The organism is Intestinimonas sp. HCP28S3_D6, assembly GCF_052065695.1.
In the GTDB taxonomy this organism is placed as follows: Bacteria; Bacillota; Clostridia; order Oscillospirales; family Oscillospiraceae; genus Intestinimonas.
The window spans coordinates 64,377-82,360 of sequence record NZ_JBQHTM010000001.1 but is presented as its reverse complement, the minus strand read 5'-3'; the positions used below and the strand labels follow the sequence as shown (position 1 = coordinate 82,360).

General features: G+C 63.1%; 16 protein-coding genes. 12 read left to right on the top strand and 4 right to left on the bottom strand.

All coding sequences use genetic code 11. The features are described 5' to 3' along the window. Positions 1-5: 5 nt before the first annotated feature. The 3 genes from ACTNBK_RS00415 to pyk form a co-directional block, all read right to left on the bottom strand. Positions 6-332 carry a hypothetical protein gene (locus tag ACTNBK_RS00415; protein WP_441142662.1) on the bottom strand — a complete coding sequence of 109 codons (327 nt, stop codon included), beginning with the start codon at positions 330-332 and terminating at the stop codon, positions 6-8. A 10-nt stretch (positions 333-342) separates the two neighbouring features. Next, positions 343-2,343 (bottom strand): LTA synthase family protein, encoded by a 2,001-nt coding sequence (locus ACTNBK_RS00410; RefSeq protein ID WP_441142661.1) that lies wholly within the window; start codon positions 2,341-2,343, stop codon positions 343-345. 342 nt (positions 2,344-2,685) lie between these two features. Then, positions 2,686-4,110, bottom strand: coding sequence for a pyruvate kinase (gene pyk / locus ACTNBK_RS00405; RefSeq protein ID WP_441142660.1), 1,425 nt, complete (start codon positions 4,108-4,110; stop codon positions 2,686-2,688). A gap of 361 nt (positions 4,111-4,471) precedes the next feature. On the opposite strand from pyk, the gene ACTNBK_RS00400 reads away from it, so the two are divergent. The 4 genes from ACTNBK_RS00400 to ACTNBK_RS00385 all read left to right on the top strand — a co-directional run bounded on the left by ACTNBK_RS00400 (position 4,472) and on the right by ACTNBK_RS00385 (position 7,760). Continuing rightward, positions 4,472-6,190: a DUF342 domain-containing protein gene (locus ACTNBK_RS00400; protein WP_441142659.1), complete on the top strand. Its 1,719-nt coding sequence runs from the start codon at positions 4,472-4,474 to the stop codon at positions 6,188-6,190. Then, a complete protein-coding gene (locus tag ACTNBK_RS00395) occupies positions 6,168-6,635 on the top strand; it encodes a chemotaxis protein CheX (RefSeq protein ID WP_441142658.1) in 468 nt (155 codons plus the stop codon). The genes ACTNBK_RS00400 and ACTNBK_RS00395 overlap by 23 nt, the downstream gene beginning before the upstream one ends. Before the next feature lie 16 nt (positions 6,636-6,651). Beyond that, complete coding sequence (locus ACTNBK_RS00390) at positions 6,652-7,017, top strand: response regulator (protein WP_441142656.1); 366 nt, start codon at positions 6,652-6,654, stop codon at positions 7,015-7,017. Between the two features lie 464 nt (positions 7,018-7,481). Next, positions 7,482-7,760 (top strand): hypothetical protein, encoded by a 279-nt coding sequence (locus tag ACTNBK_RS00385; protein ID WP_441142655.1) that lies wholly within the window; start codon positions 7,482-7,484, stop codon positions 7,758-7,760. Positions 7,761-7,972: 212 nt separating this feature from the next. On the opposite strand, the gene ACTNBK_RS00380 is transcribed toward ACTNBK_RS00385, so the two are convergent. Next, positions 7,973-8,920 (bottom strand): hemolysin family protein, encoded by a 948-nt coding sequence (locus tag ACTNBK_RS00380; protein ID WP_441142653.1) that lies wholly within the window; start codon positions 8,918-8,920, stop codon positions 7,973-7,975. 196 nt (positions 8,921-9,116) lie between these two features. Between ACTNBK_RS00380 and ACTNBK_RS00375 the strand changes: the two genes are divergently transcribed. From ACTNBK_RS00375 to ACTNBK_RS00340, 8 genes are all read left to right on the top strand, one after another. Then, positions 9,117-10,391, top strand: coding sequence for a chloride channel protein (locus tag ACTNBK_RS00375; protein ID WP_441142651.1), 1,275 nt, complete (start codon positions 9,117-9,119; stop codon positions 10,389-10,391). 503 nt (positions 10,392-10,894) lie between these two features. Beyond that, positions 10,895-11,563, top strand: coding sequence for an L-serine ammonia-lyase, iron-sulfur-dependent subunit beta (gene sdaAB / locus ACTNBK_RS00370; protein WP_441142649.1), 669 nt, complete (start codon positions 10,895-10,897; stop codon positions 11,561-11,563). Between the two features lies 1 nt (position 11,564). Further along, a complete protein-coding gene (gene sdaAA / locus ACTNBK_RS00365; RefSeq protein WP_441142647.1) occupies positions 11,565-12,422 on the top strand; it encodes an L-serine ammonia-lyase, iron-sulfur-dependent, subunit alpha in 858 nt (285 codons plus the stop codon). Positions 12,423-12,484: 62 nt separating this feature from the next. Then, entirely contained in the window at positions 12,485-12,853 is a 369-nt protein-coding gene (locus ACTNBK_RS00360; RefSeq protein ID WP_441142645.1) for a VOC family protein, read from the top strand. A 4-nt stretch (positions 12,854-12,857) separates the two neighbouring features. Beyond that, complete coding sequence (locus ACTNBK_RS00355; RefSeq protein ID WP_441142644.1) at positions 12,858-13,937, top strand: acyltransferase; 1,080 nt, start codon at positions 12,858-12,860, stop codon at positions 13,935-13,937. Positions 13,938-13,963: 26 nt separating this feature from the next. Then, positions 13,964-15,385 (top strand): MBOAT family O-acyltransferase, encoded by a 1,422-nt coding sequence (locus tag ACTNBK_RS00350; RefSeq protein WP_441142642.1) that lies wholly within the window; start codon positions 13,964-13,966, stop codon positions 15,383-15,385. A gap of 19 nt (positions 15,386-15,404) precedes the next feature. Further along, positions 15,405-16,757: an alginate O-acetyltransferase AlgX-related protein gene (locus tag ACTNBK_RS00345; protein ID WP_441142640.1), complete on the top strand. Its 1,353-nt coding sequence runs from the start codon at positions 15,405-15,407 to the stop codon at positions 16,755-16,757. 26 nt (positions 16,758-16,783) lie between these two features. After that, positions 16,784-17,965, top strand: coding sequence for an MFS transporter (locus ACTNBK_RS00340; protein ID WP_441142638.1), 1,182 nt, complete (start codon positions 16,784-16,786; stop codon positions 17,963-17,965). Positions 17,966-17,984: the final 19 nt, after the last annotated feature.

The following is a 17,984-nucleotide window of genomic DNA, read 5'->3' as shown; positions in this document are numbered from 1 at the left end:
TCCGTCTATGACTCCGGCTTGCATGCGCCGTTGGTCAGCTCCTCGTAATAGGCCCGGCACTCCGCCGCCGTCCGGGGCGGATGGGCGTTCATGGCGTCAGCCTGCTCCAGGAGCCAGGTCCGCATGGCGGCGATGCCCTCCTCGCTCACCGGGAAGGTGGCCTCCCCCTCCTGCCGGGCGTACTTGCGGCAGAAAGGTCCCTGCCAGATGACCACATGCATGGCGCCCTCCTGGGGCTTCTCGATCTCATAGCACAGCAGGCCCCGGCTCCCCGACCAGCCATTGTCATTTTCGTAGTGGGAGAGCACCGGGAGATAAAATTCCTGTTCCATCTGATCCTCCTTATTGGCCGGGTAGGGTGAAAAAGTCGGGCAGCCGGTCCTCCTCGCTGTCAAAGAGCAGGTTGTACTGGAGGGACTCATACTGGAGAAGCCCCTCCTGGGCCTCCTCCGAGAGGTCCTCCCGGCTCTTCTGCCAGGTGCCGTCAGTATCCATGTAGCCCACGGCGTTGAGGGCGGGCACCGTCTCCCGGAGCCGGAGCAGGAACTGCTGGTACTCCGTCAGGGGCAGGCCGGCCGTCTCCATGAGCAGAGAAGACAGGTAGTTGAGGGAGGTCACCACTCCATCCTCCTCCGGAATGTCGTAGTTGGCCCACAGGAGGAAGGGCACCTCCTGGCGCTGCTGGGCGGTGGCGATGTCCACCTTTTCAAAGTCGCCTCCCAGCACCTCGGTGTAGAAGTTGGTGACCACCTGGGGCTGGTGATCCCCGAACATGAGGATCATGGTGGGCTCCTCCACCTGGGAGAAGTAGTTGATGAGGTACTCCAGGGCGCTGTCCGACTGCCGCAGCAGGGAGAGGTACTGGTCCACGGTGGAGTAGCGGCCCTCCATGTCCCCGGTGAGCCACACCGTCTTGTCCAGACCCGTCCAGGCCACGTTGTAGGCGCTGTGGTTCTGCATGGTGACATTGAAGATGAAGAGGGGCTCGCCATCCTCTTTTTCCTCGTAGCGCCGCACCAGATTCTCATAGTTGGCCTGGTCTGTGATGTAATTGCGCATGTAGCTGACATCGGTAAAATCGTTTTGGAAATAGATCTCGTCAAAGCCGAAGCTTTTGTAGACCGCCCGGCGGTTCCACCCCGAGGAGAGGTAGGGGTGCATGAACACCGTCCGGTATCCCAGGCTCCCCAGCTGGGCGCCCAGATTGGGCTCGTCGGCCCCTACGTACATGTGGAAGGGCACCGTGCCCTCGGGGAGGAAGGCCATGGTGTTGCCCGTCAGGAACTCATACTCCGAGTTGGCGGTGGTGCCGCCGAACACGGAGGAGTAGGCCGTGCCCCGGATGGTATTTTCGGTGAGGCTGTGGAAGAAGGGCAGGGGGTCCTCATTGGTCTCCAGATCAAAGACCTCCGCCAAATCAGAGAAGGACTCGTTCATGATGACGATGAGGTTCACCGGCGTCTCCGCCCCGGCGGCGGCGTCGTCGGCCTGCCAGTCCGCCTCCGTCTCCAGCCGGATGGAGGAGAGGGTCTCCTGAGAATAGTCCTGCGGCTCCTCCACCGTGCTGTACCGCAGGCACACCGAGAAGTTGAGGACGAAGCCGTTGCCCCGGGTGGTCCACAGGGAGGGCTCGATCTCCATCTGCCGGAGAAAATCGGTCTGGAAAAAGACCGTCAGGTAGGCGGCGGAGAGGAAGGCCACCGGGATGACCGCCCGCCAGTGGGGATGCTGCCGCCCTGGGCGCTTGGGCACCTTCCACAGCAGCAGCAGGAAGAGGGCGAGCATCAGCAGGCACCGGAGCTGGACCACATCGGGGGTATAATCGTAGTTCCCCGCCACGTTGGCGGCGGTCTGAAGGGTGAGGAGATCGCCGGGAAAGATGGTGCGGCCCCGGAAGTGGATGACGTATCGGTTGGCCAGGCCCACAAAGGTAAAGAGCCCAGTGGTGAGCCCCGCCGTCAGTCGCACCCGGCCGGTGACCAGGTAGAGCACTCCGGCGGCCATGTAGTACCACACCAGGTTCAGGGCGATCTGGAGGGGGGTGAGCTCCTCCCAGACCAGGTAGTTGTAGTTCATCTGCTCCACCAGCACAAAGGCCAGCAGAGGGCCGATGACGAAGGCGGCCCAGCGGCACCGGGCGGCGGCCCGGTCCGTCACATGCAGTCCCAGAGGAAGGGCGGCGCCGAAGGCCAGGGCCCAGCAGGCACACTGCCACAGGGGCAGTCCGTAGAGGGCCAGGCCGGCAAAAAACGCGGCGGCCAGGACTGCGGCGGGGAGGAGCCGGTCCCGGCGGTAAAAGACGGGGTGGCGGAGCTTGGCGGGGGATGGGGTCATAACGCTCATGTCAGTTTCTTTCCTTTTCGCGAGAGAATTTGAAAACAAGCTCCATTTTACAACGGCCTCCCCCCAAAAGCAAGGCCGCGGGCATTACGCTTCTCTTACATAAGAAAAGGCGGTCCTCTCCTGAGGACCGCCTGAGCCTGTTGAAAAAGTGGCACCACACAAAATAAGCCACGGGGGAAAAGTGTGAAAGGGGGGCGGTGAGCCCCCACTTTCGCGTGCAATCAGGAACTTTTTCGATGTAATTGAAAAAGTCAGCAGCTTGTCGAAAAAGCCAAAGGGGCTTTTTCGACAAGCTGAGGCGGTCCTCTTCTGAGGACCGCCTCTGTACGGCTGGAGATGAACTTATTCGCCCACAACCTGGGCCTTGATGAGGTTGGTGCTGCCACTGCGGCCGATGGGCACGCCGGCAGTGATGACCACGGTATCGCCGCATCTCACGGCGCCCTCCTTCCGGGCCACATCCACGGTCATGGAGAAGAGGCGGTCGGTGGAGTCCACCTCACCGGTGAGGTAGGGGTGAACGCCCCAGGAGATGGCCAGCTGCCGGCGGGTCTGCTCGCTCTGGCACACGGCGACGATGGTGCAGCCGGGCCGGAACCGGGAGATGACCTTAGCGGTGTGGCCGGACTTGGTGGCGGCCAGGATGGCGGTTGCGCCCAGGTCCATAGCGGTGAGGCAGCAGGAGTGGGTGATGGCGTCGTTGATGCTGGAGACCCCGGGGGTGAGGGAGTTCTCACGGAAACGGCCCCAGTAGTCGATGGCACCCTCGGCGGCCACAGCGGTATCCACCATGGTCTTCAGGGCCTCCACAGGGTACTTGCCGGAGGCAGTCTCACCGGAGAGCATCACGCAGGAGGTGCCGTCGAAGACGGCGTTGGCCACGTCGGAGACCTCGGCGCGGGTGGGCCGGGGGTTGCGGATCATGGAGTCCAGCATCTGGGTGGCGGTGATGACCGGCTTGCCCTGACGGATGGTGGCCTTGATCATCTTCTTCTGGAGGATGGGCACCTCGTGGGCGGGGATCTCCACACCCAGGTCGCCACGGGCCACCATGATGCCGTCGGAGGCCGTGATGATCTCGTCTAGGTTATTCACACCCTCCCGGTTCTCGATCTTGGAGATGATGAGGATGTGCTCCCCGCCGTACTCCTTCAGGCAGGCCCGGATGTCCGCCACGTCAGCGGCCTTCCGGACAAAGGAGGCGGCGACGAAGTCAAAGTCGTTCTCCACGGCGAACTTCAGATCTTCTTTATCCTTCTCGGTGAGAGAGGGCAGCTGGATGTGGACATCGGGGATATTGATGGACTTGTTGTTGGAGAGCGTACCGCCGTTCTCCACCTCGCAGAGAATTCTGTGGCCCTCCACCTTCTCCACCTTCAGCTCCACCAGACCGTCATCCACCAGGATGCGGCAGCCAGGCTCCACCTCTTTGTGGAGGTTCTTGTAGGTCACGGAGACCTGGGTCTCGTCACCAGCCACCTCATCGGTGTCCAGAACGAAGTGATTGCCCTTTTCCAGCGTCACAGGACCATTGGCAAAAGTCTTGATGCGGATCTCGGGGCCCTTGGTGTCCAGCATAGTGGCCACCGGATAGCCCAGGGTGTCCCGCACATGCTTGAGCATGTTCAGCCGGGCCAGCTGCTCCTCGTGACTGCCGTGGGAGAAGTTAAACCGGGCGCAGTTCATTCCGCCCAGAATGAGCGCCTTCATCATCTCCTCATTGTCCACAGCGGGGCCGAGGGTGCAAATCACTTTCGTCTTTCTCATAGGAATACCTCCTGATAGGTATCGAAGTTTGTTACGTATGAAAGTCTACTCACTTATCATACTACATCCCTCTGCATTTTGGAAGTAAAATTTTTTAGAAATCTAGCAAAAACCCGCTCTCTACTTTCGTGAAATTTGCCCTGAGCACCGTCCTGATGAGGGCTACTCATTCTGGTAATAAACTATATATCCTGATCCTGGAATTTTATCTTTTGTCACCCCGCTAGTTTGTTCGCCACGCAATAGCCAAAAATTTTTCCAGGGTTCTTATGTTATGACAGTATTTGGCTTATGTTTTTTCCATCGGAGACGATATTAGTTATAGAACAATGACCGTAAGGATTGGGAAAGGAGGCATGACATGACTGACTTCCCTCAAGCATGGAATCCCCATCACCTGATGCCGGGCAGTCAGACGGAGGAAGCGCACACAGACGCCACGGCTCGCCGTACTGCTCATGAGATCAGCTTTCCACCGGTGCATCCCATATGCGCCCTGCGGGATCTGTGGCTCTCTACGCCCAGCTCCGGTGTTCCACTGCGCCTGGACTTACTGTGCGGCCAGGGCGACAATCCTCTCCTTCCGGAGGATATCCTCTCCCGGGAGGACGCCCCCTTTGTCATCTCTCTGACCCGGTTCACCACCAAGCGGATCCAACAGATCTTTAAGAGCGGTGACTCCAACGCCGTCGCCGACCTGAATGAAGGGATCTTCCTCTATCTCACCAGCGATGGCATGGCCGCCTGGCTGCTGTTTCTTCCCCCTGTGGGAGAAGGCTCACCACTTACCGAGGAACAGCTGGAACAGGCTCTGGCCCGCCGCGGGGTCATCTACGGCGTGGACAAGCACCTTCTGGCGCAGCTCCCCACCATGCCCCAGCGATATTTCCGTCTTTTCCACATCGCCGACGGCGCACCGCCCGTGCCCGGTGAAGATGGCAGTATTGTGGACCATTATCCCCGCACTCCGCAGGCCGATCTTTCGGTGGATGAACTGGCACAGGCCGATTACGAAACCCTGCGCCTGGTCCAAGACATTCACCAGGGCGACGTGATCTGCGAGATTCTCCCACCCACCCGAGGCGTCCCCGGCAACACCGTGACCGGCCGGCTGATCCCCGCCAAACCTGGGAATCCCGTCCAGGCGCCCCAGGGCCGGAACACCACATTCTCCGAGGATGGGCGCTTTCTGCTGGCCGCCCTGGACGGCCATGTGGAATTTACCGGTCAGAGCTTTCAGGTCAAGCCCGTTCTGGAAATCACCGGAGATGTCTCCGGCGACACCGGTATCGTCAACTTCCTGGGCGACATCCACATACATGGGGATGTTTTCCGGGGCGCCACCATCCGGGCCATGGGCAGCATCCAGATTGACGGCGTGATGGAGGACTGCTCCATCGAGGCGGGGCAGGATCTGGTGGTCTCCAGCGGCGTTCAGGGCCAGGATCACGGAGTCATCCAGGCCCATCGGAGCGTCTACGCCAAGTATCTGGAACACTGTCGGGTCTATGCCCAAGGGAGCGTACAGTCTGACTGCGTCATCGACTGTGAGGTATACAGCAACGGTACTGTCCGGGTACGCACCGGCCGGGGCGTCATCATCGGGGGTACCATCCGCGCCGCCCAGGAGGTGGACGCCGCCACGGTGGGCTCCAAGGCCGAGCACGCCACCACCATCATTCTGGGTGGAATGCCCTGTGAAGATCTAGAGCGCAGGCAGATCCAGGCCGAGGTAGAGGCCGCCGAGGCGGCCCTCCAGGCCCTGGAGGACACACCAGAGAGTCTGGACCGGAACCAGGCGCTCTCCAAGCAGCGGATGGGGCTCTACGTGGCCCAGATGAAGCTGAAACGGCTGGAGAAAAGCGCCATGCAGCACCTCCCACCCACCCCCGATCAGGACCACCGGCGTCTGAACTGCGGCGAAATTTATCCCGGCACCGTGGTGACCATAGACCACGCCTCCTATCGTGTCAGCCGGGTCATGCAGAAGTGCGCCATCGGCCTGAAAAACGGTCTGGTTGGTCCCATGCGATTTTCCGAAAAGGAGGCTTCCTCTCTTGATCCCCCTCACGCAAAATGATATCCTGGACATCCTGGACTGCGTTATGCAGGACATCACCAACCGCATGGCAAGGATCTATCCGTGCAAACAGAACGGTGCTCCGTTGGGCGATGTCTGTACGGTCTGTACCACCTTTGAGGGCGGCTACAACGCCAATCTCATCCTCTATATGGATACTGCACTCCTCACCAAGCTGACACAGACCACCATGCAGGAGGAGACAGTCTCCCTACAAGACATAGAAGATTTTATGAAGGAGTATTTTAATGTGATCTGCGGGCATATCGTGGCAAGGCTCTTTCAGGCCGCCCACATCTCCTCCCGCTTTCGTATTCCCCGTTTCTACTCTGGGCTGCACCTGCCGGACGGTGCGGGCTCTCTCTGCTGCGTGCTCAGCTATGTGAGCGGCAGCAACGAGCGCGCTCAACTGATCCACCAGCTTCCCGCCCATGAAAACAAATAAAGGAGCTATCAGATTTATGGCGAAGAAAATTATGATCGTGGACGATTCCCGTATCGCCCAGCTGCAGCTTGAAAAGATCCTGTCCGATACCGACTACGAGGTCGTGGCCTGCTGCCAGAACGGTGAGGAGGCTCTGGAGACCTACGAGACCATCCACCCCGATCTGGTCACCATGGACATCCTTATGCCCGGCATGGACGGCCTGGAGACCGCCCGGCTGCTGCTCCAGCGCCACCCCGATGCCCGGATTGTCATGATCTCCTCCCTGGCCTATGATGACACCATTGATGAGGCCAAGCGCATCGGCACCCTGGGCTTTGTATACAAGCCCTTCGACGGGGATCAGGTCCTGCTCTCCATCAACAACGCCTTTTCCGCCTGAACAAGATCCGCGGACAAACGGACGCCCTGGGGACGGCTCATGTTGAGCTGTCCCCAGGGCGTCCGTTCTTCCAGTCTGTTTTTCCGGTCCGCTCCGGGCCGTCAGCCGGCCTCCACGCCGTTGGCCTCCGTTTCACCCGGAATGGCCCGGAGGCGCCTCCGGCGAGGAGCATGCAGAGGATGGAGAGCAGCCGCACCGCCAGCAGGAGGTTTCGTCTCAAGGTCGTCCGTCCTTTCCGGAAAAGAGGGCTTACTTCGCCGTCGCCCTGCCCCGGTGACCGTCCCCACAAAACAGCAAGGCCCGTGGCCATCCACGGGCCTTGTGTTATCTTCTTGGAGGGTTTCTCCACCGCGTCATTCTGAGATCGTAGGCCAAAGAATCCGTCTCCTCCGTCCTAAAACCCCCCTTCATCTGTTGTTTGTTACGCAGATGACGTCTTCTCCAGGGGGAATGCTCTGGCGGATGTGGGCCCCGGCGTCCCAGACGCATCCAACAAAAACAACGGTGAGGAGATTGCCACTGCAACTCTCACCGCCACCTTTGGATACGATGGCTCCGATGCCTGGGTGGTCAGTTCCTCCGGCTCCCACACCGTAGAGCCCGGCTGGTCCTACAGCGGGGAGCGGATCTCCCACTCCGGCGGTACCGCCACGCTGACCGCTACCATCAAAAGCACCAAGGGATTGGGGCAGTTCCCTGTTAACATCAGTCTCACCTGTTCCAAGGACGGTGACATTTCCTGACCCCTGTTTCTCTCTACAGCACCGGCAGCCGCGCTCCTTCCCGTGCGGCGCCGTGCTCCATAAACCGAAAGCGGCCCATGGTCTCAAAAGACCATGAGCCGCTTGGCTTGTTAAACGTAATGTCCATGTAAGACGATGCCTGCTCTTGCTATAAAAGGCCTTGTACTTGTCGGAACTGCCCGACATACCAGAACTGCCCGGGGCGTGCGCCCTCAATCCTCCTGTTTCTCCGGCAGCTTGGACACCAGCGCCCAGTCCACCCGGCGGTCGGCAATGGACTCCACCTGGATATGGAGGCCGTGGGTGTCCACCTCCACCTGGCAGGGGCCGTCCTCCGGGATTACCGGCAGCTGGTCAAAGACCAGGCCGCCCAGGGTCTCCGACTCCTCGTCCTCCGGAAACTCCATGTCCAGGGCGGCGGCCACGTCGTCCAGCTCCGCCGAGCCGGAGATCCGCCACAGGTTGGGTCCCTGCTGGATGATCTCCTGGTCCTCCTGCCGGTCGAACTCGTCGTAGATGTTGCCCACGATCTCCTCCAGCAGGTCCTCCATGGTCAGAAGCCCCGACGTGCCGCCGTACTCGTCCACCACGATGGCCATGTGGAATTTCTTGCTCTGCATGTCCCGGAAGAGCACATCGGCCCGCACCGACTCCGGCACGAAGTAGGCCGGCCGCAGCAGCTCCCGGATGGGCTTGGGGTCCGGATGGCGGCTATTGAGAAAGTAGTCCCGACTGCTCAGGATGCCCAGCACATCGTCGGCGTCCTCCCCGCACACCGGGAACCGGGACAGGCCCGACTCCTCGATGGTCTTGACGATCTCCTCGTCGGTATCCTCTGCCCACAGCAGCACCATATCGGTGCGGTGGACCATCACGTCCTCGGCCACGGTGTCGTTGAACTCGAAGACGTTCTCGATCATCTCCTTCTCATCGGCCTCCATGTCCCCCTTCTCCTCGCTCAGGTCCATGAGGGCGCGCAGGTCCTCCTCAGAGACCGATTCCCGCCCAGCATCCGGGTTGATCCGGGTCAGGCGCAGAAAGGCGTTCCACGCGGCGTTGATCCCGCCCCCCAGGGGCGCCCACGCCTGGGACAGCAGCGCCCCCAGCAGAAACAGGACGACGCCTGCAAGTATGTACGGCCATAATGGGTCCGGCAGCAAAACAAATTCCCCCTCGTGATTCCGGCCGAGGACAGACGCCCCGGCCGTCTTTTTGGTTTTATAATGACAACATTATAACACAGCTGAGAAAACTTTTCACTACAAAGTTCAACTGAGCATCCAAATGTGGTATACTGTTCTCACTTTTCCGTGTCTCTTCCTTGTATGACAGTTCCGTTTCAGGAGATGATGAGAGATGAAGCCTCTTTCCACCCCCCTGCGTGTCCTGCCCGACGAGTTGGGCGACTTCCTCCGCCGTGCCCTGTTCGCCGTCCTCATCGGCCTGCTGGTGGGCGCCGTGGGTGTGGCCTTCCACTACGGCATCGACTTGGCCACCGAGCTGCGCCAGGAACACCACTGGTTGCTGTTCTTCCTCCCCCTGGGCGGGCTGGCCATCGTACTGCTCTACCAGGTCTGCGGCATGGAGAAGGATCAGGGTACCAACCTGGTGCTGGTAGCCGTCCGGGAACACGAGCCCATGCGCCTGCGCACCGCCCCACTCATCTTCCTCTCCACCGTCCTCACCCACCTGGTGGGCGGCTCCGCCGGCCGGGAGGGCGCCGCTCTCCAGCTGGGCGCCTCCATCTCCAGCAAAATCGGACACAAGCTGGGCCTGGAGCCCGAGGAGGGTCGCATCGTCACCGTCTGCGGCATGGCCGCCGCCTTCTCCGCCCTCTTCGGCACCCCTCTCACTGCCGCTGTCTTTGCCCTGGAGGTGGTCCATGTGGGCGTCATCCAATACGCCGCCCTGGTCCCCGCCTTCCTGGCCTCCCTCACCGGCTTCCTGTTGGCCGGATGGCTTGGAGTCCCCCCCACCGCCTACACCGTCTCCGGCCTGGCCGCCCTCTCCCCCCTCTCCCTCCTCCAAGTGGTGGTGCTGGGGGCCCTGTGCGCCGTGCTGGCCGTCTTTTTCTGCGCCGTCACCCACGGCGCCGGCCACCTCTACGCCAAGGTCCTCCCCGACCCCCGGTTCCGGGCCCTGGTGGGCGGCGCCCTGGTCCTCCTCCTCTCCCTGCTGGACGGCGGTCTGGCCCACCAGTACTACAACGGTGCCGGCGGTAACCTGGTGGAAGCCGCTGTCACCGGCGGCGGCGTGGACGTGGAGCCTTGGGCATTTCTGGCCAAGCTCCTCTTTACCGCCGTCACCCTGGGCGTCGGCTTCCGGGGCGGCGAGATCGTCCCCACCTTTGCCTGCGGCGCCACCTTCGGCTGCGTGATTGCCCCCTTCCTGGGCCTGTCCCCCTCCTTCGGCGGCGCCGTGGGTACGGTGGCCACCTTCTGCGGCGTCACCAACTGCCCCATCTCCTCCATTCTCCTGGCCTACGAGCTCTTCGGCGGCGGCGGGCTCCCCCTCTACGCCCTGGCCATCGCCGTGGCCTACCGACTGTCCGGCTACTCCGGCCTCTACAGCGAACAAGTCATCCTCTACTCCAAGCGGGACCCAAGGGAGATTGACCTCAAGGCGAAGTAAACGTCCTTTTTCATTCCCAAGCAAGGAGCTTTCCTATGAACATTTTCGACATCATGGGTCCCATTATGGTCGGGACCATGCCCCAGCCCATGTCCCATGGGCCGGGGACCCCTCATTGCCTTCACTTCCTCGGACGGAGTGAATCCGCCCTGCGGCAAGGTCCCGGGACAAGCCCGGGACACTTGAGCGCGCCGGACGGCGCGGCTCGCTTCCGCTCGCGGACGACGGCCCCGCCCACCTCTTTTCTTACTCTCAACAAGGAGTTTCCTATGAACATTTTCGACATCATGGGCCCCATCATGGTGGGGCCCTTGCCCCAGCCCATGGTCCATGGGCCGGGGACCCCTCATTGACTTCACTTCCTCGGGCGGAGTGAATCCGCCCTGCGGCAAGGTCCCGGGACAAGCCCGGGACGCTTGGGCGCGCCGGACGGCGCGGCTCGCTCCCGCTCGCGGACGACGGCCCCACCCACCTCTTTTCTCACTCTCAACAAGGAGTTTCCTATGAACATTTTCGACATTATGGGCCCCATTATGGTGGGGCCGTCGTCCTCCCACACCGCCGGGGCGGTGCGGATCGGGCTCATTACCCGGCACCTGCTGGGCAGTCAGCCCGTCTCCGCCCAGCTCCTCCTCCACGGCTCCTTTGCCGCCACCGGCAAGGGCCACGGCACCGATCGGGCTTTGGTGGCCGGGCTGCTGGACATGGCCCCCGATGACCCCCGCATCCCTCAGGCCTTCGTCCTGGCCAAAGAGGCCGGCATGGAGCTGAGCATCTCTACCGCCGTCCTCCGGGGTGCCCACCCCAACACCGTCCTCCTCCGGGTCCGGGACGCCCAGGGCCGGGAGATGGAGGTCAACGCCTCCTCCCTGGGGGGCGGCCGGGTGCGGGTCAACGCCATCGACGGCATGGAGGCCACCTTCACCGGCGACTACCCCACCCTCATCATCCGCAACCAGGACCGGCCCGGCGCCGTGGCCGAAGTCTCCGCCATCCTCTCCCGGCGGCAGGTGAACATCGCCACCATGCAGCTCTACCGGGACAAGCGGGGCGGGCTGGCCGTCATGGTGCTGGAGAGCGACCAGCCCATCTGGGACGAGGCTGTGGAGGAGCTGCGCTCCTCCCCGGGCATCGTCCGGGTGACCTACCTGGACATGGAAGGGGGACATTGAAATGGCATTCGGTTCTGTGGAGAGCCTCCTCCGGGCATCGGAGTCCGTCCCGGTGTGGGAGGCCGTCCTCCTGGATGACCTCAGCGACCGGGGGGTGGCGCGGGAGGCCTCCTGGGAGAAGATGACGGGGCTCTGGCGGGCCATGGAGGAGTCCGTGACCAACTACGACCCGGAGCGCCGTTCCGCCTGCGGCCTCACCGGCGGCGACGGTGCTAAAGTCGAACAGGCTCAGATCGGCTTGTGCGGCCCGGTGCTCACCGCCGTCATGGCCACCGCGTTGAAGGTGGGCGAATGCAACGCCTGCATGGGCCGCATCGTGGCCGCCCCCACCGCCGGGGCCAGCGGCGTCCTCCCCGCCGTGCTGCTGCCCATGAAGGAGAAGTACGGCTTTTCCGACGAGCAGATGGTCCAGGCCCTCTATGTGGCCGCCGGCTTCGGCCAGGTCATCGCCACCCGGGCCTCCATCGCCGGGGCCGAAGGCGGCTGCCAGGCCGAGGTGGGCTCGGCCTCCGCCATGGCCGCCGCCGCCCTGGTCTCCCTCATGGGGGGCACCCCGGAGCAGATGGCCCGGGCCTGCGCCACCGCCCTCCAGAACCTGATGGGCCTGGTGTGCGACCCGGTGGCCGGGCTGGTGGAGCTGCCCTGCGTCAAGCGCAACGTCATCGGCGCCGTCAACGCCCTCACCGCCGCCGAGCTGGCCCTGGCCGGGGTGGAGAGCCCTATCCCCTGCGACGAGGTCATCGACGCCATGCGCGCCGTGGGCGACGTCCTTCCCGCCTCCCTCCGGGAGACCGGCGGCGGCGGTCTGGCCGCCACCCCCACCGGCCGCCGCATCGCCGAGGAGCTGTTGGGCCGTTGACCGTTGCACGGCAATGCCCTGATATGTTATACTTTTCTATATTTGCCAAAGGAGTTACGACCATGTTCACCTTTAACCACTTTAATTTTAACGTCCTGGACCTGGAACGGAGCCTCGCCTTCTACAAGGACGCCCTGGGACTGACCCCCGTCCGTGAGAAGGAGGCCAGTGACGGTTCCTTCCGGTTGGTCTACCTGGGGGACGGTGTCTCCGCCTTCACGCTGGAGCTCACCTGGCTCAAGGACCGTACCGAGCCCTACGACCTGGGCGAGGGGGAGTTCCACCTGGCCTTCACCGTGCCCGACTTGGACGCCGCCCACCAGAAGCACCAGGAGATGGGCTGCATCTGCTTTGAAAATCCCGCTATGGGGATCTACTTCATTGAGGACCCGGACGGCTACTGGATCGAGATCGTCCCGGACAAGGGGTGAGGACATGGCAGGGAAACAGGAAGGCGGTCGGCTGGTCTATGCCGATCTGATGCGGGTGGCCGCCATGCTGGCCGTCATCATCATCCACGTCTCCGGGGGGTGGCTGGAGTCCCTCCCCGTGGGGACGGCGGACTGGCACGCCCTCAACGCCTGGGACAGCCTCACCCGTTGGGCCGTCCCCGTCTTTGTCATGTGCAGCGGCATGTTCCTGCTGGACCCAAAGAAATCCCTCTCCCTGCCCACCCTCTTCTTCCGCTATTTTCTGCGGATGGTCACCGCCCTCTTCTTCTGGGGCATAGCCTACCACCTACTCTATGATTTCCTCAACGGTGTCCTGAGCCTGGACAGCCTCCCCCACGCCCTCTACGCCGTGGTGCTGGGCAACACCGAGACCCACCTGTGGTTCCTCACCATGATGATGGGCCTCTACCTGCTCACGCCCCTCCTCCGCGCCTTCATCCGTGGCGCCTCCCGGGGGGACCTCCACTGGTTCTTCCTCATTTACGCCGTCCTTATGCTGGTCCTCCCCCTCTTCCTCCGGCTCAGGGGGAGTCAGACCGTCGCCCTCTACGCCAACCGCTTCTACCTCAATTTTACTCTGGCCTTTCCGCCCCTTGCCTACGTGGGCTATTTTGTGGCGGGCTACTACTTAAAGACCTACACCCTGGGCCGGGTGGCCGAGTGGCTCATCTACCTGCTGGGCATCGCCGGGGCTGTGGCCACGGTGGGCGGGACCGCCCTCCTCTCCACCCGCTCCGGCGGGTTGGACACCACCCTGTATAGCTACCTCACCCCCAACGTGGCCGCCATGTCGGTGGCGGTCTTCGTCCTCTTCCGCTATGTGCTGGGGGTGAGCGACGAGCGCTCCCGGAAGGGACAGGTCAGCGCCATAGCCGCCTGCGGCTTCGGTGTCTACCTCTCCCATGTGGTCTTTCTCACCCTCCTGCGCCACTTCGGTCTGGCCATCCCGCCCATTCCGGCGGCGGTGGCGGTGCCCCTCCTGACCCCGGTCATTTTTATCCCCAGCTACGCCCTCTCCTGGCTTCTCCACAAGCTGCCGGCGGTGGGCCGCTACCTCACCTGAAACCCTCACACAAAGGAGTCCCGCCCATGCTCTTCTCCAGCTCCGTCTTTCTCTTCGCCTTTCTCCCCGCGGTGCTCCTGGGGTACTATGTCGTCTTCCGGGGGATGCGCCGGGCCCAGAACCTGCTGCTCCTGGCCGCCTCCCTCCTCTTCTACGCCTGGGGGGAGCCCTGGTTCGTCCTGGTGATGATGGCCTCCATTCTTGCAAACTACCTCTTCGGCCTCTGGGTGCACACCTGGAAGCGGCGGGGCAGAAGGCTCCTTCTCCCCGTGGCCGCCGCCTGTGTGTGCAACCTGGGGCTCCTTTTTGTGTTCAAGTACCTCACCTTCACCCTGAAGAACCTGAACCTGCTGGGCCTCAACACCCCCATCCCCGTCATCGAGCTGCCCATCGGCATCTCCTTCTTCACCTTCCAGGCCCTGAGCTACGTGCTGGACGTGGCCATGGGCACCGCCCAGGTCCAGCGCAGCCCCTTCGGCCTGGGCCTCTATATCTCCCTCTTTCCCCAGTTCATCGCCGGCCCCATCGTGAAATATGCCACCGTGGCCGATGAGATCCAGGGCCGCAAGGAGACCTGGAACGACTTCTCCGCCGGGTGCTGCCGCTTCCTGGTGGGCCTGGGCAAGAAGGTCCTCCTCTCCAACCAGCTGGCCCTGGTGGCCGACGCCGCCTGGGACACCCCCGCCGGCAGCCTCTCCACCGCTTTCGCCTGGCTGGGTTCCTTGTGCTACACCCTCCAGATCTACTACGACTTCTCCGGCTACTCCGACATGGCCATCGGCCTGGGCCGCATGTTCGGCTTCCACTTTTTGGAGAACTTCAACTGGCCCTATGTCTCTCGCTCGGTGACCGAGTTCTGGCGGCGGTGGCACATCTCCCTGTCCACCTGGTTTCGGGATTATGTCTACATCCCCCTGGGGGGAAGCCGCCACGGGAAGGGCAAGACCTTGCGGAACCTCTTCGTGGTGTGGCTCCTCACCGGTGTGTGGCACGGCGCCAACTGGACCTTTATTTGCTGGGGACTCTTCTACTTCCTGTTGCTGGTCTTTGAAAAGACCACCGGTCAGGTTCTCTCCTGGCCCAAAATCCTGGGCTGGGCCTGGACCTTCCTCATGGTCAACTTCGGCTGGGTCCTCTTCCGGGCCGACTCCCTCACCGCCTGCGGCGCCTTTCTCCAGGCCATGTTTGGCCAGGGCGGCGGGCCGGATCTCCAGGTGGCCTACTACTGGGAGCAATATTGGATTGTGATTCTACTTGCCGTTTTCTTTTCCTTCCCCATTGCCCCCTGGCTCACCCGGAAGGTAGAGGCCTACTTCGGCCAGTACGCCCGCCACGTCTTCCCCCTGTGGGACGGGGTGTACGGCCTGGGGCTCCTCCTCATCTTCCTGGCCGCCGCCGCCTTTTTGGTGAAGGGGACCTACAACCCCTTCATCTACTTCAATTTCTGACCCGAAAGGAGGGCGCCCCATGGTCCCCTCACACAGCAGCACCGGCGCCGTCCTCTTCCTGTGCGCCATGGCCGCCGGCGCCATATTGCTCCTCACCGGCCTGGCCCCCACCGTCCCTGCCTGTGAAGGGGTACGCCTTCCCACCCGCAGCGCCGCCTATACCGCCCAGGCAGGCCTGCGGGACGGCCGCGCCTCCCCCGGCCAGGGAGGCGAAGCGGTGCCCGTCAAGACGGAGCCCCCTTTTGAGCGGCTCCAGGACTTCCTCTCCACCGCCGACGCCGCCGCCAACAGCGCCCTGGACAAGGGCCACCTCTTCATTGAGCTCTACGGCGGCGTCCAGGCCCTCTCCGACCGGACGGTGGTGGAGGACGTGGACCCCCAGTACTCGGTGGTGAAGCTCACCGACGGCACCATTACCTTCATCAACGCCGAGCCCAAGGACGTCACCGGCAATGGCCGGTCGGTGGTGCGGCTCTCCCAGGCCCTGGCCCAGCGGGAGGTCCCCCTCCTCTACGTCCAGGCCCCCCAGAAGCTCCAGGAAAATGACGACCATCTCCCCACAGGTGTGACCGATTACGGCAACGACTACGCCGACCAGATCCTCTCGGTGCTCTCGGAGAACGGCGTGGTCACCCTGGACCTGCGAAAGACCCTGACCGACACCGGCCGGGTCTGGTCCTCCTTCTTCTTCCGCACCGACCACCACTGGACGCCGGAGGCCGCCTTCACCGCCCACCAGGCCCTGGCCCAGGTGCTGGAGACCGACTACGGTTTCACCATCCCGGAGGAGAACACCGACCCCGCCGCCTTTACCCGGACCAATCTGTCCGACTTCTTCTTGGGCAGTCAGGGCAAGCGGGTGGGCTCCCTGTACGCCGGGGTAGACGATATCGAGATCTGGAAACCCAACTTCGACACCGACTTCACCTACTCCATCCCCATCTACGACATGGAGCGCACCGGCCCCTTTGAAGAGTCCCTCCTCTTCCCGGAGCGCATTGAGGAGAAGGACTTCTTCAACGGCAACCCCTACACCCTCTACGCCGGCGGGGACTACCCCATGGCCCGGATCTACAACCTGCTCGCCCCGGACCGGCCCCGGATCATGCTCCTGCGGGACTCCTACGCCTGCGTGCTCACCCCCTTCCTGGCCCTGGACTGCGGGGAGCTCATCACCATCGACCTGCGGTATTTCAACGACGACCTGCTCACCTACGTGGACTGGCTGGAGCCCGACCTGGTCATCGTCATGTACACCGCCGGCTCCACCGCTCTGGATGAGCTCTTCGATTTCTTCCCCAACGACACCGCCCAGCCCCAGTACGCCCTGGACCCGCCGGCGGCGGAAAAGCCGGCCCTAGGCACAAATTGACCGCTTTGACTGTGAGGTAATGCACCATGCCCTCCGTCCGCCGTCTGGACTACCACTATATGGCCATGCAGATCGGCTTCTGGGCCATGTTCGCCGCCATCTGCGCCTACCAGGCCGCCCTGCTCACCAGCCGGGGCTTCACCAACGCCGAGACCGGCCTCCTCATCGCCGTCCGGTGCCTGGCCGGCATCGTCTGCCAGCCCGCCCTGGGCTCCTTCGCCGACCGCCACCCCCGCATTCCCCTGCGGCTCATCGTCTCCCTGGCCCTGGGGGTGGGCCTTGTCGCCGGGGTGGTCTTTCTCCTGTGCCCCATGGGCATGGCGGGGACCATGGCCGTCCTCATCCTCATGGGCGGCTTTGAGATCACCTCCTACCCCCTGATGGACGCCATGGCCATCCAGTTCATTCAGAAGGGCGTGCCCATCCGGTACAGCCTGGGCCGGGGGGTGGGCTCCCTGGCCTACGCCGTGTGCTGCGTGGCCCTGGGATTGCAGGTCACCGCCTGGGGGGTGGAGACCACCCTCATCACCCACGCCGTCCTCACCGCCTTGGAGATCGTCCTGGTCATCACCTACCCCGTCTGCCCGGTGGAGGAGAGCACCGCCGGACCGGCCCCCGCCCCCCACTCCGCCCTGTGGCTCCTGCGGCAGAACCCCGCCTTTGCCCTCATGCTGCTGGCCATTCTCTTCGGCCTCACCGGGTGCCTGCCCATGTCCAACTTCCTGGTCAACGTGGTCACCAGCCGGGGCGGTACCGCCGGAGATCTGGGGGTGGCCCTCTTCATCATGGCCGGCTTCGAGCTGCCCACCGCCTTCTTCTTCCAGCGGCTCTACCGCCGCCTGGGGGGCGGCCGCCTCCTCCTGCTGAGCATGGTCTTCTGCTTCTTCAAGGCCCTGGCCCTCTTCCTCTCCCCCTCCCTCCCCTTCGTCCTCCTGTCCCAGCCCCTCCAAATGCTGGGCTACGGCCTCTTTACCCCAACCTCGGTGTACTACGTCAACGACTCCGTGCCCGCCGAGGACCAGGTGAAGGGCCAGACTTTGATGATGGTGGCCTCCAACGGCCTGGGTGGGGTGCTGGGGAGCCTCTTCGCCGGGTCCATCCTGGACCTGGGCGGCCCCAACGCCATGCTGCTCTTCTGCATGGCCTGCTGCACCGCCGCCGCCCTCCTGTCCCTGGCCTCCCTGCGCATGGCAAGGTCCGCTGCATAAAAAAATCGCCTCTCCTATC